The sequence below is a fragment of the Vibrio sp. 1F279 genome (assembly GCF_041439815.1).
GTDB classification, from domain to species: domain Bacteria; phylum Pseudomonadota; class Gammaproteobacteria; order Enterobacterales; family Vibrionaceae; genus Vibrio; species Vibrio tasmaniensis_A.
Genome location: NZ_JBGOOU010000009.1, coordinates 53,403 through 70,765, shown reverse-complemented (window position 1 = coordinate 70,765; position 17,363 = coordinate 53,403). Strand labels below are relative to the sequence as shown.

The window sequence follows — 17,363 nt, the reverse complement described above, 5'->3', positions numbered from 1 at the left end:
CACATCTATTTAAATTTAAAACAATCAATACCATTAAGAGTACAACAATGACTATTCAATCAACTTTGAACCCGATTGGTTCTTTACTTCTTCGCACTTTGGCGATGCCTTCTGATACCAATGCAGCAGGCCAGATTTTCGGTGGTTGGATAATGTCTCAGCTCGACCTTGCTGGCGGGATACTGGCGAAAGAGATCTCTAACGGCAAGATAGTCACGGTTTCAGTATCGAGTATCGAGTTCAAACAGCCGGTTTCTGTGGGTGATGTTGTGTGCGTTTACGGTGACTGCACTAAGATTGGTCGCAGCTCGATGAATATCGACCTAGAAGTGTGGGTTAAGCCTGTACTTGACCACGGTATTGGTGACCGCTACAAGGTATGTGGCGCGACATTCAACTACGTTGCGGTTGATGAAAGTGGGAAGCCTCGCCCAATCAACAAATAACACCTTATATTAAGCGTGTGGCATCGATGGTCTTTAGTTTTTATAAATGAAATTACTAAAGACCATACAACTCTCTCGCACCATTTCACAATTTCTTATCATTAGCTCTTCCAATACCAATTAGTTCGCGTAAATTAGCAAGATAGCGAATTTAAACGCCCTCAATTTAGTGAAGTAAAATAAGGATATCTCAATATGTGGTACGTGATTTTTTCTCAAGACGTCGAAAATTCATTAGAAAAACGCCTAAGTGTTCGCCCACAACATCTAGAACGCCTACAAACACTTCACGATGAAGGCCGACTGTTAACAGCGGGTCCAATGCCAGCTATTGACTCAGATAACCCTGGCGAAGCGGGCTTTACAGGTTCAACTGTGATTGCTGAATTTAACTCTTTGGAAGATGCACAAGCATGGGCAGACGCTGACCCGTACATTGATGCTGGCGTTTACCAAAATGTGATTGTAAAACCATTCAAGAAAGTATTTTAACGTGAAAAAATGGATTATTGGCTCACTGGCTTTAGCTTTGCTTGCAGGCTGTGCTTCAAGTGAGCAAGACGAACAAAGACAGCTAGAGATGATGGCGCAGCACCGAGCTGGCGTTTTATCTGCAGGCCTGCCGATTGAGTATGGCCCACTGTCGGTCATGCGCGTGCTAGCAAAAAACACGGTTATCGAAATCATGATGATCTACAACCAAGACGCTAAAGGTGCTAAGCCTTTAAACCAAGTTGTAGACATGAGTGTGAATAGCTACTGCACCAACTCTGAAGTAAGAGCAAACCTCGATATGGGCTTGGCTTACAACATCAAGATTCGCAACACTCGCGGACAACTGATGGTTGAGAAGTTGATCAGCAAAGAGACGTGTCAGAGCAGCAGCTAGATTCGATCGAACAAGTATAAAACCAGAAGGCCTCGCATTTGCGAGGCCTTTGTTGTGGTTCATCGTAGATTAGTGGAGCAATCAAAATCCTAGACTGAATTATGCCTCGGCTGATTCCCACTCTTTACGCAGTGCTTTAGTTGCCGAAACTAAGTTAGTCAGCGCCGCTTCCGTCTCTGCCCAATTACGCGTCTTCAGCCCACAATCAGGGTTTGCCCACAAACGTTCTGCTGGAATTTTCTCTGCCGCTTTCTTAAGTAAATCAACAATCCACTCTTCTGAAGGGATGTTTGGTGAGTGAATGTCGTAAACGCCAGGCCCAATCGCATTCGGGTAGTTGAACTCTTCAAATGCTTTCAGCAGTTCCATGTTCGAGCGAGAAGTCTCAATAGTAATCACATCGGCATCTAGCGCGGCTACTGAATCAATGATCTCGTTGAACTCGCTGTAACACATATGGGTATGGATTTGAGTTTCTGGTTTCGCACTCGCCGCTGAGATCTTAAAGGCATCGACCGCCCACTCTAGGTATTCTGCGTGGTCACGCTTTTTCAGTGGTAAACCTTCACGGATGGCAGGTTCATCAATTTGGATAATGTTGATGCCCGCGTCTTGTAAATCAGACACTTCATCACGTAGAGCAAACGCCAGTTGATTAGTGATCTCTTTACGGGAGATGTCTTCACGTGGGAATGTCCAACATAAGATAGTCACTGGCCCAGTAAGCATCCCTTTCATCTGCTTCGAAGTCAGAGATTGGGCATAGGTCGACCATTCCACCGTCATTGGTTTTTCTCGTTCAATATCCGCGACCACAATCGCTGGTTTCACGCAGCGAGAACCGTAGCTTTGTACCCAACCAAACTTAGTGGTTTGGAAGCCTGCTAGATTTTCAGCAAAGTATTCCACCATGTCATTGCGCTCGGCTTCGCCGTGAACCAGCACATCCAAATCTAAGGCTTCTTGGCGCTTAACAGCATCCGCAATATGGCCTTTCAATGCGGTAATGTATTCCGCTTCACTGAGTTTGCCAGTGCGGTAAGCGCTACGTTGAACACGGATCTCGCCTGTCTGTGGGAACGAACCAATAGTTGTGGTTGGCAATAGTGGTAAACCCAACACCTCAGACTGATGAGCGGCACGCTCTGCGTATAGAGCAGTGCGCTCTGCTAGCGCTTTGGTAATGGTGTTAATGCGAGCTTGAACTTGCGGCTTGTTCACATGAGTCGCGCTCTTACGTGCAACAATAGGTTGGCTGTACGTCTCACACGCTAAAATGGCATTTTGGTCGCCGTCTAACGCGGCACCCAACAAGCTCACCTCGGTCACTTTCTGTTTTGCAAAGGCAAACCAACTCTTCACTTCTTCACTAAGCGTCTCTTCTAACTCAAGGTCAACCGGGCTATGCAGCAGTGAACATGAACTTGCGACCCATAGTTTATCGCCTAGCTTGTCTTTCACTGGTTGCAGCAACTCAAGCTGCGCGGCTAAGTCAGCTCGCCAAACATTGCGTCCATTGATTGCGCCCGCAGAAAGCACCCAATCTTCAGGTAGCTTATTCACCACTTCATCGAGTTGCTTCGGTGCGGCAGCCAAATCGATGTGTAAGCCGTTGACGGGCAGTTCCACGATCTTGTCTAACGTATCAGTCACAGAATCAAAGTAAGTGGTAAGCAGCAGTTTCACATCGCCTTGAATCACTTGATAAGCCAACTTGAATGAATCAGACCACCGTTTTTCAAGTTCCAGAGAAAGGATAGGTTCGTCGATTTGCACCCACTCAACACCTAACTTGGAAAGTTTAGCCAGAATCGCTTGGTAAGCAGTAAGCAAACGTGGGAGCAAGGTTAAACGGTCAAAGCCCTCTTCCACTTCTTTGCCTAGATATAAGTAAGACAGCGGGCCGAGAAGAACTGGCTTAACTTTGTGTCCTGCTTTAATCGCTTCATTTACTTCATCGAACAGCTGCGGCCAGCTCACTTCAAAGGTGTCGTCTTTACTGAACTCAGGAACAATGTAGTGGTAGTTAGTGTTGAACCACTTCGTCATATCTGATGCTGCTGCACCATCTTTAGCGCTTTCAGAGCCATGCTTAGCGCCACAACAAGTTGGCTGCCTTTGAGATTGTATTTGTGTTTGAGATTGACCGCGACCAACGCGGAACAAGGTATCTAAATCTGGGAAGGCTTTTTCATCTTCTGATCCTCCAGCGTGACGCTTAGGTACATGGCCTAGAAGTAACGTCGTTGTTAGAACATGGTCGTACCATGCGAAGTCACCCGCAGTTGCAAAGCTTAGATTCGCGTCGGCTTGTACATTCCAGTTACGATTTCTCAATTCGCTGCCGAGCTGCTTGAGCTCAGATTGACCAATCTCGCCGCGCCAGTACTTCTCTAGTGTGAATTTAAGTTCGCGTTTTTCGCCGATACGTGGGTAGCCAAGAATATGCGTTGTTGTCGTCATGAGTCTGTTCCTTATTCGATAATTTTAATTTCCGATCAGACTGCCTGTCATGGTTTTTACTTTCACATAAAGGCGTCTGGATGGCTAAACTATCCACCTAATCTGAACGATGAACAACGTCCAAATATTCATCTTGTTTATTAAAAACATTCATCTTGAACAGACTGAAGATGAACAAACCAAATCCATCTGGACATCTAGACGTTTACAAATGATAAAAAACCCCGTAGGGTGATTATTAAGAAATATTGAATTGGCTTAGGGAATATGAGGAATACTCATGATAGAGCTTAAACACCTTCGAACATTGACTACCTTAAGAGACAGCGGCTCACTAACCGCGACTGCAACCTCTCTTCACCTGACTCAGTCGGCACTGTCTCACCAGTTGAAAGACCTAGAGGCACGTATTGGTGGTCAGCTTTTCCTGCGTAAAACTAGGCCAGTGAAATTCACCTCTGAGGGTGAGATCTTGCTTAAGCTCGCAGATGAGATACAGCCAAGAATCGCTAAAGCAGAGAATGAGTTGGCGAGCCTGAAAGAGGATGTGAATGGTCGATTGCACATGGCGATTGAGTGTCACTCATGCTTCCAATGGCTAATGCCCGCTTTGAAGGAATATCAAGTTGCATGGCCAAGCGTGACCCTAGATTTCTCGTCAGGTTTTGGTTTTGAACCGCTACCGGCATTAATGGCTGGTGAATTGGACTTGGTGATCACCTCAGATATACAGCCTCGTTCTGAAGTTCACTACGAACCGCTGTTCGATTTTGAGATGCGCCTGATCACCGCGATCAACTCGCCTTTGGCCGATAAAGCGAGCATTGTTCCGCAAGATCTTAGCGATCTCACCATGCTCTCATATCCAGTTCAAAAACAGCGTTTAGACGTCGTGAAACACTTTTTGCAACCAGCAGGTGTGGAACCAAAGAAATGGAAACAAGCAGACAACACCTTGATGTTGGTGCAAATGGTATCGGCAGGATTAGGTGTCGCGGCATTACCAAACTGGGCGATCAGTGAGTTCTCAAGACAAGGTTTGATAGCCAGCAAACCGCTAGGTAAAGGGCTTTCAAGAAGACTGTTTGCAGCGGTAAGAAACTCAGAAAAAGACAAACGTTACCTGCAGGCTTTCTTTAGCACAGCAAGGCAGCAAAGTAAGAGTCACTTAGATGGTATTGAGGTCGTTTAAGAGGTTCATTATTGGGCTAGCTTAAACCTGTGTTAAATCGGATAGGCAAACGCCAGAAACAAAAAAAGTCACAGATAATCTGTGACTTTTTAGTTTCAGTACCGATAATTTTCGATATCTGTTGATTCGCGAAAATAGCCTATCTTGGATAAGACTTAAACTGGTTAGTCAATGGGTCGTATTGATAGCCAAGCATATCGAGCTTGCCCACGACACTTTCTATATCCATTTCATACATACTGATCAGCTCTTCAAAGCTATCGCACTCTAAGCGAAGTTTTTCATTCACGATTCCCAGCAAGATAATGCTATCGAAACCTTTGACGTTGCTTAAATCCATCTCGTACTCCTTACGAACACACCGACTAGAATTAAGTTTAGAACGCTTACCAACGCCATGCTAAAAAACTGATCACACTTCTTAAAGAGAATGCGTGATTAATGAGCGTACGTAATTAATGAAAGTGCGCGATTAAAGTGCCCACACTGGCGTTAAACCCACAGCTGCCGCCAATAACATCAGTAACGAAATTGTCAGTTGCAGTTTTTCCGGGGTTTTAACGAACAGTAAATGCCAACACCACACCACGATAGCTGAGATTAGCAAAGCAAAGCTGAACAGTAGCGTTGAAATCACTGGCTCTAGTTGAGCTTCAGACAGAGAATAAACACTCACGACTGTTGCCAAAACCACCAACATCCCCGTCAGCACACCAACAACGGGCAGAACTCGGTGAAACGCCTGCAAGCGCGTTCTTGCAATCGTCAGTAGCAAATGACCAAACGCTGAGCCTAACAGAGCCACTAGTAATACAGTAGTGATAATACCGACAGTGGTTGCTTGTTCAGTCGCTTGAATAGCCACGTAAGACAATGCCAAGCCACAAGCTAAGTACATCACCCAAATAGGGCCAGAATCACGTGTCTTCTTGGTTTGAACTTGAGAATAGAAATAAAATATCGCAAACACGACCAGAAAGGCTTCAATTTTTACTGAAGCGACGGCAAGCCACAGTACGCCAATCGCAGGTAACATCTTGTGGATACGGCCACGCTGCCCCGGACAAATATCCCCTTTCACCAAGATGAGGGTTAAGATCAGTTGGGCTCCTAAAAGCATCGGAGCAAATTGTACTAATAACGTTTCGACCATTGTGGATCTACTTCTTCAGACTTATTTTCGCGAATAATATCAAAAACTGCTGCGAACACTAATCAAAATCACAAATTAGCGACGTTATTCAAGGCTTCAACTATGCTGTTGTATGGCTCTTTTGTCGCCATTTACCTTAAAAAGACGAAAGACACCAGAACTAACAGGGGCATGTTCTACTGGCTAGTCTAGGCTCATGCCGCTATAATTCCCGCCTCAAAAATCAGAGGTTGAAATATGTACAGCGATATCACTCCTATTCACGAACACAAAAAATACTGGGCCGAGTGCTACGGAACTGCACCCTTTTTGCCTACCAGTAGAAAGGAGATGGATGCTCTTGGATGGGATAGCTGTGACATTATTATTGTAACTGGTGACGCTTATGTTGATCACCCGAGCTTTGGTATGGCTATCATCGGCCGTCTGCTTGAAGCTCAAGGTTTCCGCGTGGGCATTATTGCTCAACCAAAGTGGGACAATAAAGATGCCTTCATGAAGCTAGGTAAACCTAACCTATTCTTCGGCATCACAGCGGGTAACATGGACTCCATGATCAACCGCTACACCTCTGATCGCAAATTACGTCACGATGATGCTTACACTCCGAACAATGAAGGTGGCAAGCGTCCTGACCGTGCAACTCTGGTTTACTCTCAACGCTGTCGTGAAGCTTACAAAGGCACGCCAATCGTGCTTGGTGGTATTGAAGCGAGCTTACGTCGTGTGGCTCACTACGATTACTGGTCAGATAAAGTTCGTCGCTCTGTATTGTTTGATGCAAAAGCAGACATTCTTCTTTTTGGTAACGCTGAGCGTGCACTGGTTGAAGTAGCACACCGCATTGCTGATGGTGAAGACATGTCTACGCTGACCAATATCCGCGGTACTGCTATCAATCTTCCTGCGGCCCCAGAGGGCTTCAAGATCATTGACTCTTCTCGTATCGAAAAGCCGAACAAAGCGTACGTTCCGGTTAACCCGTACGAAGTTGAAACCCAGTGTGATACCAAGAAAGACGAAAAAGAAGAAGTAAAAGCGCAACCTATTACTATTCGCCCTTCTCGTCACGATGCAAAAACTACAGCGGTTCGTATCCCAGGTTACGAAAAGCTAAACAATGACCGTATTCTTTACGCTCACGCTAGCCGTATTCTGCACCTTGAGACAAACCCGTACTCAGGTCGTGCTCTGATTCAACGTCACGGTGACCGCGAGCTATGGGTTAACCAAGCGCCAATTCCATTGACTACAGAAGAGATGGACTACGTGTTTGGCCTTGCTTACAAGCGTGTTCCGCACCCGATGTACGGCAAAGCGAAAATCCCAGCATACGACATGATCAAAACCTCGGTTAACATCATGCGTGGTTGTTTTGGTGGTTGTTCTTTCTGTTCAATCACAGAGCACGAAGGTCGTATCATTCAGAACCGTTCGAAAGAATCGATCTTGGATGAGATCGAAGACATTAAAGATAAAGTACCAGGCTTCACAGGTACTATTTCTGACTTGGGCGGCCCAACGGCGAACATGTACCGTTTAGGTTGTTCAGATCCTAAAGCAGAAATTAACTGTCGTCGTCCATCATGTGTGTTCCCGAAAATCTGTGAAAAGCTAAACACAGACCATCAACACACCATTGACCTGTACCGCTCTGCGAGAAAGGTTCCGGGCATCAAGAAAGTAATGATCGCTTCTGGCGTACGTTACGACTTAGCGATTGAATCTCCAGAATACGTTCGTGAGCTTGTGACTCACCACGTTGGTGGTTACTTGAAGATTGCTCCAGAGCATACTGAAAAAGGCCCACTGGACCTGATGATGAAGCCGGGCATGGGCACTTACGATCGTTTCAAAGAGATGTTCGAGAAGTACAGCGCTGAAGCCGGTAAAAAACAGTATCTAATTCCTTACTTCATCTCTGCTCACCCGGGCACAGAAGATGAAGACATGCTTAACCTTGCAATGTGGCTGAAAAAGCACAACTACGAGTGTGACCAAGTACAGAACTTCTACCCATCACCAATGTGTAACGCAACGTCGATGTACTACTCAGAGACCAACCCTCTGAAACGCGTGAAATATAAAAAGCGTGAAGATGTTCCTGTACCGAAAGGTGATCGTCAACGTCGTCTGCACAAAGCACTGCTTCGTTACCACGATCCTGAAAACTGGAAAATCATCCGTGAAGCGCTGATCAGCATGGGTAAACAGCACCTAATTGGTGACAAAGCAAACTGCCTAGTACCAGCAGAAGACTTTGATGCACAAACACCGGCACAACGTCGTAAATCTGGTCGTCACGGTTCGCAGCGCTTTGCGACTAAGCACAGTAAATCTCAACCAGGTCTTGGTGGCGAAAGCCCACGTAACCACTCTGGTAAGAAACCGGGTGGCAAGAAGCCGACTGGTAACGGCAACGGTAGCCAAGGTAATGCTAACCAAGGTGGCGGTAATGGCAACGGTCGTAAACCAGCGACTGGCTTTATTAAGAAAGGACCTGGTGGTCAGCAATCACAAGGTAATGGCGGCGGAAACGGCAAACCAAACCGCAATAAAGCGGGCAATGGTCAAGGTGGCAAACCTGCGGCTAACGGCAAGAACCGCCAGCGTGCAGCACAACGCTAATATCGCGAACCGATTGACTTCGCTATCGTAAAAACACAAAGCGCAGCTATTTAGCTGCGCTTTTTTGTGCCTGTTACTAATGAACTACCCAAAAGTTTCACTTGGTTATGTGATTACAAGGGATTCTAACGGGTAAAGACCCAATACTGACTAAACAAATAGTTAGTGACCATGCCCACCAAGATACCAACCGCCATGGCAATAAATACTGCCCCAGTAAACGCAGGCAGCAATTCCGTCATCAGCTTAAAGCACAGCAAATTAGGTACCGCTGATATTGATGCGGTAAACATAAACTTTTGCCACTGAATCAGCTTCTCAGACCAATGACCTCGCCCTTTATATTCAAAAGTCAGTATACGATTACCCAACCATGTCGTCGTTGCAGCAGCAATAAAGGAGCTAATTCGCGCCATCATTAAAGGCAGCCCAACAACATAATGCAGCAATGCAAAAACCAAACAATCAACAACAAACCCACCAACACCAACCACAGCAAATCGAACCATCTTGTGGTGGGACTGTAGTCTTTGGCTATGTGATTGAAGCTTGTCATTGAACATTCGTAGCCTTGAGTTAACGCTGAACATCATTTTCACTTTCAATATGATTCAACGAAAAATTTGGTGTGTTGCTCTGGTGATGGCAGGTGAACAGAGCACGCTTAATCTTGACCGTCGGTTCCAAAATACACGTTAATGCGTTCTCTTTGATCTTAATTTCCACTTCCGCTTTATGGCCGATCAAATAGAATTTATCGATGCCATTTAGTTGCTCGATATCAAGAAGCTTTTTCGCTTGCCCATGACTGTAAAATTGCCCTGAGAATGGTCTTTTACCCACATAAAAACTTGGCGCAGAATTCGTAATCTGTTCAAAAATAATACGGTCACTTTTCTCGTTCGCCTTCCCTAAGTTCAGGTAAACCATCGCAATCATTAACAGCACAGGTAGCACCAAAGCCACACTCGAAAACCACTTCTTATCTTTTTCCACCACAAGTATAGCAACCAGCATCCCAAGGGCTGGAATCCCCGGCAGTACGTACGCAGGGAGAATATTGCCCGCCATAGTGAAAAGAATCAGTGGCGAAATCAACCAACAGACAAGGAATGAAAACAACCCACTATTCTCAGCGTTAATTTCCGCAATTTTCTTGCGACGAGCGAAAGTTAAAATAGGTAATACAATCGACCACGGCGCAGCGGCCTGAATCCAAAACACCCAGATCATGCCTCTGGTTTCATCATGAGCAGAACCGTATAAGTCGCCCTCCCAACCACTCACAACAAAACGCTTAAAGTGTTCGCCAACGATGAAGTAGTCAATGAAACCCGGCGTTGCCATTTCCGCCATGATGTACCACGGTAAGGCAATCGCCAACATCACGCCTAAGCCCGACAACAGTGGAAAGCGTTGCCAAAGCACTTTAAAAGCACCGAAGAAGCCATGCTGTAAGACTAACCAAGGGAAAACTGCGATACCCATGATTACAATCGAAACAGGCCCTTTTGCAAGTAAACCTAGCGCTAAACCAATAAAGCCAACGTAACCCCAGGTTTTGTTGGTTCTCTCACTTCCTTCGCCTTTACAGTCTTCTCCACCGAGCCAACATAAGTAAAAGCCCAGCATCGCGATGGTCATGGCTAACGTTAACGCCATGTCGGTCATCACAGCACCCGCGGCGATAGAGAAAATCCCACATGTTGCCAATACAACAGCCGCCACTAAGGCACTTTGTCCCGTACGCTTCGCCAGATACGCGACCAATAGAATCGTCGCGAAACCTGCTAACCAATGCGGAGCACGCACAGCAAACTCACTCAAGCCGAACAACTCAATACCAGCAGCACTCATCCATGTGAACAACGGTGGCTTACCCCAAAAAGGAATACCGTAATCAAACTGAGGGGTTAACCAATTGCCAGTTTCTACCATCAAGCGAGCCATTTCTCCATAGCGCGCTTCAGTGGTGTCCATTAACGGATAAGTCGCCAAAGATAAAAGCCTTAAAACTAGTGCAAAAGCCAACAAATACCATAGATGCGTTCTGTTCAGACTCATGCTGATTCCTCTAATTTAAAATGTGTTTTCAATGCAGGTGTATCAACGACCGATTGGATCAGATAAAGAGGGCGATTCTTGGTTTCGATGAAAATACGACCTATGTACTCCCCCATTAAACCAATACTCAACAGTTGGATTCCGCCAAGTGCAAGTTGCACGACCATCATTGACGGATAACCCGTAATTGGCTCACCAAACATCATGGTTTTGAACACGATGAAGACGCCATACACGAAAGCAGTAAGCGCCACTAATCCACCAACTGCCGTCGCAATACGCAGTGGGCGGATAGAGAATGATGTGATGCCATCCATCGCCAATCCGATGAGTTTCAAATAGTTCCACTTGGTCTCGCCACAGAAGCGAGCATCACGCTTAAATTGGAGTGTCGCTTGTCGGAAACCCGGCCATGAAAAAATGCCTTTCATGTAGCGGTTACGTTCTGGAAGCTGATTGATATGGTCGACAACCTCTCGGCTTAACAGTCGAAAATCACCCACATTCTCAGGAACATCAATCTTCGCAGCCACGTTCATGACTTTGTAAAAGCTCGCTGCTGAAAACTTCTTAAACCATGTTTCACCATCACGCTGGCTGCGCTGCATATTGACGACGTCATAACCTTCGCGCCACTTAGCAATCATTTGCGGGATAAGCTCAGGTGGATCTTGTAGGTCAGCGTCTAGCAAAATCACCGCTTGTCCACGACAGTGCTCAAGGCCTGCGCTCATCGCTGATTCTTTGCCAAAATTACGGCTTAAACCGATAACAGAAATTGAGCTATTGATTGAAGTGAATGAACTCACCAACTCCAAGCTGCTGTCTTTGCTACCGTCGTCGACATAAACGATTTCACTCTTGATGGGCAAGCTATCAAGCACCTTGGTAAGGCGAGAGTGGAACTCTTCCAATACCTCTTGTTCATCGTAAAAAGGCACAATGATAGACAGAGAAACCGCAGGGTTGATCTGCGATGTAGATATCTTAGGGCGGCTTATATGAAGTTCAGACATAATACGTTCTTCTATTTTTTAATCTGAACCCAATCTACCCTCCCATAAGTGAAAGTTATGTTATTGACATATTTTTCACGCTCACTCAGGATAATGTTACCGTCTATTTCTGTATGAGAATCAAAATGAAACGAGTTCTATTAGTCGAAGATAACCGTGAAATCGCAGGTGTCTTGTTTGATTATTTTGAGTGTATTGGTATGGAACTCGATTATGCGGACAACGGCGAACTCGGCCTGCAACTCGCGTTGGAAAACTCATTTGATATCATCATATTGGATCTGATGTTGCCAAGAATGGACGGCCTCACGGTTTGTAATAAATTGCGAGACCAAGGCAACGCGACACCTATTTTGATGCTGACCGCGCTAGATAGCCGCGATGATATGTTGAAAGGGTTTGAGCATGGTGCCGATGACTATCTAACCAAGCCTTTTGATTTGGATATTTTAGAAGCAAGAATGAACGCACTAGTTCGTCGTTACCGCGGAAAAGTAGCCTCTTCAAAACTTCAGTTCGGTGAACTCACCATCGACCAAAAAACCCGTAAAGCTTACCGCCAAGATAAGCTTCTTGCGCTAAACCCAACCACTTACACCATACTTGAGATGCTCTGCCAAAACGCACCAGAAGTGGTGACTCGTGAAGATATCTCCTACAAGTTATGGGAAGAAGATGAACCCAATAATGATGTGCTGCGCAGTCATATCTATCAATTACGAAATCAACTCGACAAGCCTTTTGACAGTCAAATGTTGATTACGGTTCCTAAAATAGGATTCCGCTTGGAGTCATCGAATTGATTTCCAACTTTCTGACAAGCACTAAAACCCTCACCGGCCGCTTAGCTGTTTTCTTTGGGCTAATGGCCGTGATTGTGTCTGCGTTCGTCTATGTCGTTTTTATTGTCGCGCTCTACATGTCTGAAGACCGGGTCGGTGAAAGACGCATCTTGATTGACCGCAATTACGCCGTCGAGCTATTTCAAGCCGGAGAAAGTGGTGAGTTAAGAATTGATGATCTGACAGTCGCCTATAACGACCCGTCATTCGTACCTCCCGAATATTATAAGCTCATTGCAAATAAAGAGAGCTTTCTCGGAGAGATCGGCGAAGAGCCAGAGTCAAGAATGGTCTATGTTGGCGAGTATTCTGACAAAGGAAAAACCCACCCAATAATCCTACTTTCCGAAATAGACCGTGTTGAATTTGCTATTTCTGAACTTGTGTACGCGACCGCCTTTGTGCTCACGTTACTTTCTATCTTAATTTTTAGTTTTGGTGCTCTGCTCTATCGACTCTCAAAACGACTGATTGAACCATTCAACTCTCTGTCTGAGCAACTTGAGTCGAATAAACTCAATCTCAACGAAGAGTTCGGTGTGAGCGATGATGCGGCAGTTGAATTTCGTCAGCTAACCGATCAACTGAATCAGTATCGTCGAGAAATCAATTCCTTGGTCAAGCGTGAACAAGCCTTTGCTCGATACTCAAGCCATGAGTTAAGAACACCACTAACCGTTGCTCGTGGTGCGAATAAATTGCTATTAAGAAGCGAAACCACCGAGTTTCAATCTCGGCAGGTTGAACGCATTGATGAAGCCATTGTTCAGATGTCTGAGATGGTCGATGCTTTGCTTGGCCTAGTTCGTTACGAAAGAAATAGTGACGATGCACCGCTGCGCTTGTTTAGCCAGCAAGAATTAGAGACCATCGTTTCCAAAAATACGTTACAAGCAAATGAGAAAGCAGTCGAAATATCCCTACTCATTCAATCTGAGCCTATAATTCAAGCCACCAGTGCGATCATGAACATGTTGGTTGGCAACTTGTTGAGAAATGCGATTGCAGCGACCAATAGTGGCACAGTGAGCATCACTCTCTCACAAGACAATCTGGTAATTGAAGACCAAGGAGAAGGCCTTCAGGAACAGTACAATCCGAATGGTCATGGATTAGGTTTATTGATTGTCGACGACTTGTGCCAGCGCTTCCATTGGGACTTTGAGTTGGTCAATCGCAACTCTGGAGGGTGTACTGCAAGAATCGCCTTTCAGACAGATTCCTCCTTATCCACATTAAAGCAAGCAAACTCGTAATACGAAGCTCAATACTCTATGAAAACTTGATTTAGTTGGTTTACAGCACTCGCTAGCTACTAGATACTCAGTAGTCCTTTTTGATTTAAAAATGCTGGCTCTTGAGTCAGCATTTTGTCTAAGTGCGATGAAACTAAATAATAGCCCTGTAACTCAGCATCAATACAACGATCACACCTTTTTCTTAAAGCGAGACGATAAGCTTCACTCCCACTTTTGCGGCAACAAAGCCAGAAAGTTCATGAAGCTACTGGAAGACGATCACCCAAACACCACCACTCTAATAAGCTATGGGTCCGCTCAAGCTAACTCCTTGTTCTCGCTAGCCGCACTTGCAAAAATCAAAGGCTGGACGCTTGAGTTTTACGTCGACCACCTTCCTCAATGGCTACAAGAACGCCCACTCGGCAACTACCGTGGCGCTATCGATCTTGGGGCTAAGGTTATTTCAGTCAAAGAAACAGGCTCTGAGCTTCATCCACAAGCGTATATTGGACAAATAAGGCAACCAGGTTCCGATTGTATTGTGTTACCTGAAGGTGGACGTTCTCAGCTTTCTGAATATGGCGTGAAGCAACTGGCGATGGAAATACTCAGCTGGACGCGCTTCGAAAACAAACACGATTTTGTGGTGGCACTACCCGCTGGTACAGGCAGTACGGCTCTGTATCTACATAAGCATTTAAAAGTACACAATATCCCGGTGTTAACCTGTGCGTGTGTAGGTGGTAATGACTATTTAACTCAGCAATTCGATGAACTTGGCGAATCCGATCACCCACAGATTTTACCGCTCAAAACCAAACACCATTTTGGTAAGTTGTATCAGCAGGATTATCAAACTTGGTTAGACCTGCAAGAGCAAACTGACATTGAGTTTGACCTGCTCTATGACCCGTTGATGTGGCAATGCTTAGTACAGTGGCAACAAGACAACCCAACTAAGACCATCATCTATATTCATCAAGGCGGCATCTTAGGCAATGAATCGATGTTGCCGCGCTATCAGCGGAAGTATCCGGAGATGAGCATTAGCAAAACCAACACATCTTGGTAATTTTTTCCTTTATTCTCCAGTTTAGCTATTCAAGTTATAAACTGAAATCTGGCGAGAATCATCGCGTTATCTATACTTTCGATTGGAACATCAATTGTCATCGAAAGGAATCACGCATGCGAACAATCACTACGCTCGGCCTGTTTTCAGTTTTACTGCCCTTCTCTGCGATTTCAGGAGAAAACATCACTTACCAAGTCGATGGTATGGATTACGAAGGTTATTGGAGTGAAGCCAGTGACCAAGCGCCTTTGGTGCTGCTAATTCACGATTGGGATGGCTTAACTGATTACGAAAAGAAACGTTCTGAGATGCTCAACGAACTCGGTTACAACGTGTTCGCCATCGACCTATTTGGTAAAGGCATTCGCCCTACCGAAGTGAAAGACAAAAAACAACACACAGGCGAGTTGTATAAAGACAGAGAAAAAATGCGTGCACTACTTAATGCGGGAGCGATGGAAGCGAAAAGGCTTGGTGGTAACTTAGATAACAACGTGATGATGGGTTACTGTTTTGGTGGCGCAGCCGTTTTAGAAGCCGCTCGTGCTGGCATCCCATCGAAAGCTTATGTCACCTTCCATGGCGGTTTATCGACACCTAAAGGACAAGACTACTCTGAGACAAAAGCTCCAGTTGTCGTGTTCCATGGTACAGCAGACGCCATGATATCAATGCACGACTTTGGAAGCCTCGCAGCTCAACTTGAATCAAGCAAGGTTCCGCATGAAATGATCACCTACAGTGGTGCGCCACATGCCTTTACCGTATTCGGCTCAAACAACTATCAACAAGAAGCTGACCAGAAATCGTGGGATAGATTTACCCATGTACTAGAAACCACCACCAGATAACTTTCGATACCCACCCAGAAAAAACAACCCCATTCTAAAACTTAGAATGGGGTTACTTTCACCATCACTACATCATGTTGTTACAAATAACGATGGATACTTAAGTCATCAGATTTAATATCACAGGCAGAGCCACTGACTATGCTTGCTAAGATCTTTCCTGAGCCACATGCCATTGTCCAACCTAATGTTCCATGACCTGTATTGGTAAATAAATTTTTGATAGGCGTCTTGCCGATGATAGGCGTGCCATCTGGCGTCATTGGTCTTAGCCCAGTCCAGTATTCAGCCTTAGAAAAGTCCCCCGCTTGTGGGAAAAGATCTTTTATCACCATATCAATCGTGGCTTTACGTTTTTCTGGGATTAGGTAGTCAAAACCAGCGAGTTCTGCCGTACCCGCGATACGAATACGATCATCAAATCGCGTCATCGCGACCTTGTAGGTTTCATCCATAACAGTCGAAGTCGGTGACTTATCTACATTCACGATAGGCAATGTTAGTGAATATCCTTTCACTGGGTAAACCGGTATAGACAAGTCGACTTGCTTTAATAGTTCTCGAGAATAGCTTCCTGACGCGACCACGTAAGCATCCGCTTTAAACTCGCCTTGAGTCGTTGTAATAGTCTCAATGGCTTGATTCTGATGATTCAAACTTACCACTTCAGTATCAAACACGAACCTAACACCGAGTTGCTTGGCTTTCTCAGTCAAGGTTAAACAGAACTGATGGCAATCACCGGTTTCATCATGAGGTAAGTATAAGCCGCCCACCAGCTTGTCTTTAACGTCCGCTAAACCCGACTCCACTGACAGACACTGGTCAACATCAAACAGCGAGTGTTCGATCCCACTCTCTGTTAATAGCATCATATCCTGCTGAATAGCATCGAGTTGCTTCTCGCTTCTGAATACTTGCAAGGTGCCTTTCTGCCTGCCCTCATAAGCTAAATCTTCACTGGTTCTTAGATGAGTGAGACACTCTCGACTGAAGTTTGCCACTCTTAACATGCGTGACTTATTCATGGCGTACTTGGCTTCATTACAGTTGGCCAACATCTTAGTCGCCCAAGCAACTAATTCAGGAGAAAGTGACGGCTTCACTTTTAGAGGCGCATGCTCTTGGGTAAGCCATTTCATTGCTTTCAACGGAATCCCCGGTGCCGCCCATGGTGAAGAATATCCGTAAGAAATTTGCCCTGCATTCGCAAAGCTGGTTTCCTTGCCACTGCTATCTTGACGATCAATAACCGTCACTGTATGACCTTCTTTCGCAAGGTACCAAGCACTGGTTAACCCAATAACACCGCTACCAATTACAATAACTTCCATTCTCTTCTCCTAATGCCCGACAAAGCCAAAATCTGTCGAACACAGCTGTCAGTCTAAAACTCGTTTCGTTAATAATTTGTAACTTATTCCGCGCATGTTGACTTAACAATAGAGGTAGCGTTGACAAAAACTCAATTCAACTTAAAAACGAATTCGGCAATTTGGAACT

At 45.3% G+C, this 17,363-nt stretch carries 16 protein-coding genes; 9 read left to right on the top strand and 7 right to left on the bottom strand.

Annotated elements, in window-relative coordinates; all coding sequences use genetic code 11:
* Positions 1-47: 47 nt before the first annotated feature.
* The 3 genes from yciA (at position 48) to ACED60_RS09135 (ending at position 1,335) form a co-directional block, all read left to right on the top strand.
* Positions 48-446, top strand: a complete 399-nt coding sequence (gene yciA, locus ACED60_RS09145) for an acyl-CoA thioester hydrolase YciA (protein ID WP_017061510.1) — start codon at positions 48-50, stop codon at positions 444-446.
* A 195-nt stretch (positions 447-641) separates the two neighbouring features.
* The gene (locus tag ACED60_RS09140) at positions 642-938 is read left to right on the top strand and encodes a YciI family protein (protein ID WP_004741234.1); all 297 of its coding nucleotides are present in this window, start codon (positions 642-644) and stop codon (positions 936-938) included.
* A gap of 1 nt (position 939) precedes the next feature.
* Positions 940-1,335: a GspS/AspS pilotin family protein gene (locus ACED60_RS09135; RefSeq protein WP_017062026.1), complete on the top strand. Its 396-nt coding sequence runs from the start codon at positions 940-942 to the stop codon at positions 1,333-1,335.
* Between the two features lie 99 nt (positions 1,336-1,434).
* On the opposite strand, the gene metE is transcribed toward ACED60_RS09135, so the two are convergent.
* On the bottom strand, positions 1,435-3,798 hold the full coding sequence (gene metE / locus ACED60_RS09130) for a 5-methyltetrahydropteroyltriglutamate--homocysteine S-methyltransferase (RefSeq protein ID WP_371727366.1): 2,364 nt from the start codon (positions 3,796-3,798) through the stop codon (positions 1,435-1,437).
* Positions 3,799-4,078: 280 nt separating this feature from the next.
* Between metE and ACED60_RS09125 the strand changes: the two genes are divergently transcribed.
* The gene (locus ACED60_RS09125) at positions 4,079-4,990 is read left to right on the top strand and encodes a LysR substrate-binding domain-containing protein (protein ID WP_050648528.1); all 912 of its coding nucleotides are present in this window, start codon (positions 4,079-4,081) and stop codon (positions 4,988-4,990) included.
* A gap of 139 nt (positions 4,991-5,129) precedes the next feature.
* Here ACED60_RS09125 and ACED60_RS09120 read toward each other — a convergent pair whose 3' ends face one another.
* Together ACED60_RS09120 and ACED60_RS09115 are read right to left on the bottom strand one after the other, a co-directional pair.
* Positions 5,130-5,330 (bottom strand): DUF4250 domain-containing protein, encoded by a 201-nt coding sequence (locus ACED60_RS09120; RefSeq protein ID WP_004736508.1) that lies wholly within the window; start codon positions 5,328-5,330, stop codon positions 5,130-5,132.
* 132 nt (positions 5,331-5,462) lie between these two features.
* Positions 5,463-6,143, bottom strand: a complete 681-nt coding sequence (locus ACED60_RS09115; RefSeq protein ID WP_017069996.1) for a hypothetical protein — start codon at positions 6,141-6,143, stop codon at positions 5,463-5,465.
* A 237-nt stretch (positions 6,144-6,380) separates the two neighbouring features.
* On the opposite strand from ACED60_RS09115, the gene ACED60_RS09110 reads away from it, so the two are divergent.
* Positions 6,381-8,771 carry a YgiQ family radical SAM protein gene (locus ACED60_RS09110; RefSeq protein ID WP_371727365.1) on the top strand — a complete coding sequence of 797 codons (2,391 nt, stop codon included), beginning with the start codon at positions 6,381-6,383 and terminating at the stop codon, positions 8,769-8,771.
* A 125-nt stretch (positions 8,772-8,896) separates the two neighbouring features.
* Here the strand turns inward: ACED60_RS09110 and ACED60_RS09105 are convergent, their stop codons facing one another.
* The 3 genes from ACED60_RS09105 to ACED60_RS09095 are packed head-to-tail and all read right to left on the bottom strand — an operon-like array spanning position 8,897 to position 11,851.
* Positions 8,897-9,361 carry a GtrA family protein gene (locus ACED60_RS09105; RefSeq protein WP_371710648.1) on the bottom strand — a complete coding sequence of 155 codons (465 nt, stop codon included), beginning with the start codon at positions 9,359-9,361 and terminating at the stop codon, positions 8,897-8,899.
* Entirely contained in the window at positions 9,348-10,835 is a 1,488-nt protein-coding gene (locus ACED60_RS09100) for an ArnT family glycosyltransferase (protein ID WP_371727364.1), read from the bottom strand. The genes ACED60_RS09105 and ACED60_RS09100 overlap by 14 nt, the downstream gene beginning before the upstream one ends.
* On the bottom strand, positions 10,832-11,851 hold the full coding sequence (locus ACED60_RS09095; protein WP_017098516.1) for a glycosyltransferase family 2 protein: 1,020 nt from the start codon (positions 11,849-11,851) through the stop codon (positions 10,832-10,834). The genes ACED60_RS09100 and ACED60_RS09095 overlap by 4 nt, the downstream gene beginning before the upstream one ends.
* A gap of 125 nt (positions 11,852-11,976) precedes the next feature.
* On the opposite strand from ACED60_RS09095, the gene ACED60_RS09090 reads away from it, so the two are divergent.
* From ACED60_RS09090 to ACED60_RS09075, 4 genes are all read left to right on the top strand, one after another.
* Positions 11,977-12,654, top strand: a complete 678-nt coding sequence (locus tag ACED60_RS09090; RefSeq protein ID WP_009846415.1) for a response regulator transcription factor — start codon at positions 11,977-11,979, stop codon at positions 12,652-12,654.
* Positions 12,651-13,949 (top strand): sensor histidine kinase, encoded by a 1,299-nt coding sequence (locus tag ACED60_RS09085; protein ID WP_371702737.1) that lies wholly within the window; start codon positions 12,651-12,653, stop codon positions 13,947-13,949. Before ACED60_RS09090 ends, ACED60_RS09085 begins: the two co-directional genes overlap by 4 nt.
* A 127-nt stretch (positions 13,950-14,076) precedes the next feature.
* Complete coding sequence (locus tag ACED60_RS09080) at positions 14,077-15,006, top strand: 1-aminocyclopropane-1-carboxylate deaminase/D-cysteine desulfhydrase (protein WP_371702739.1); 930 nt, start codon at positions 14,077-14,079, stop codon at positions 15,004-15,006.
* 116 nt (positions 15,007-15,122) lie between these two features.
* Positions 15,123-15,860, top strand: a complete 738-nt coding sequence (locus tag ACED60_RS09075) for a dienelactone hydrolase family protein (protein WP_371727363.1) — start codon at positions 15,123-15,125, stop codon at positions 15,858-15,860.
* 80 nt (positions 15,861-15,940) lie between these two features.
* On the opposite strand, the gene ACED60_RS09070 is transcribed toward ACED60_RS09075, so the two are convergent.
* A complete protein-coding gene (locus tag ACED60_RS09070; protein ID WP_371727362.1) occupies positions 15,941-17,194 on the bottom strand; it encodes a D-amino acid dehydrogenase in 1,254 nt (417 codons plus the stop codon).
* Positions 17,195-17,363: the final 169 nt, after the last annotated feature.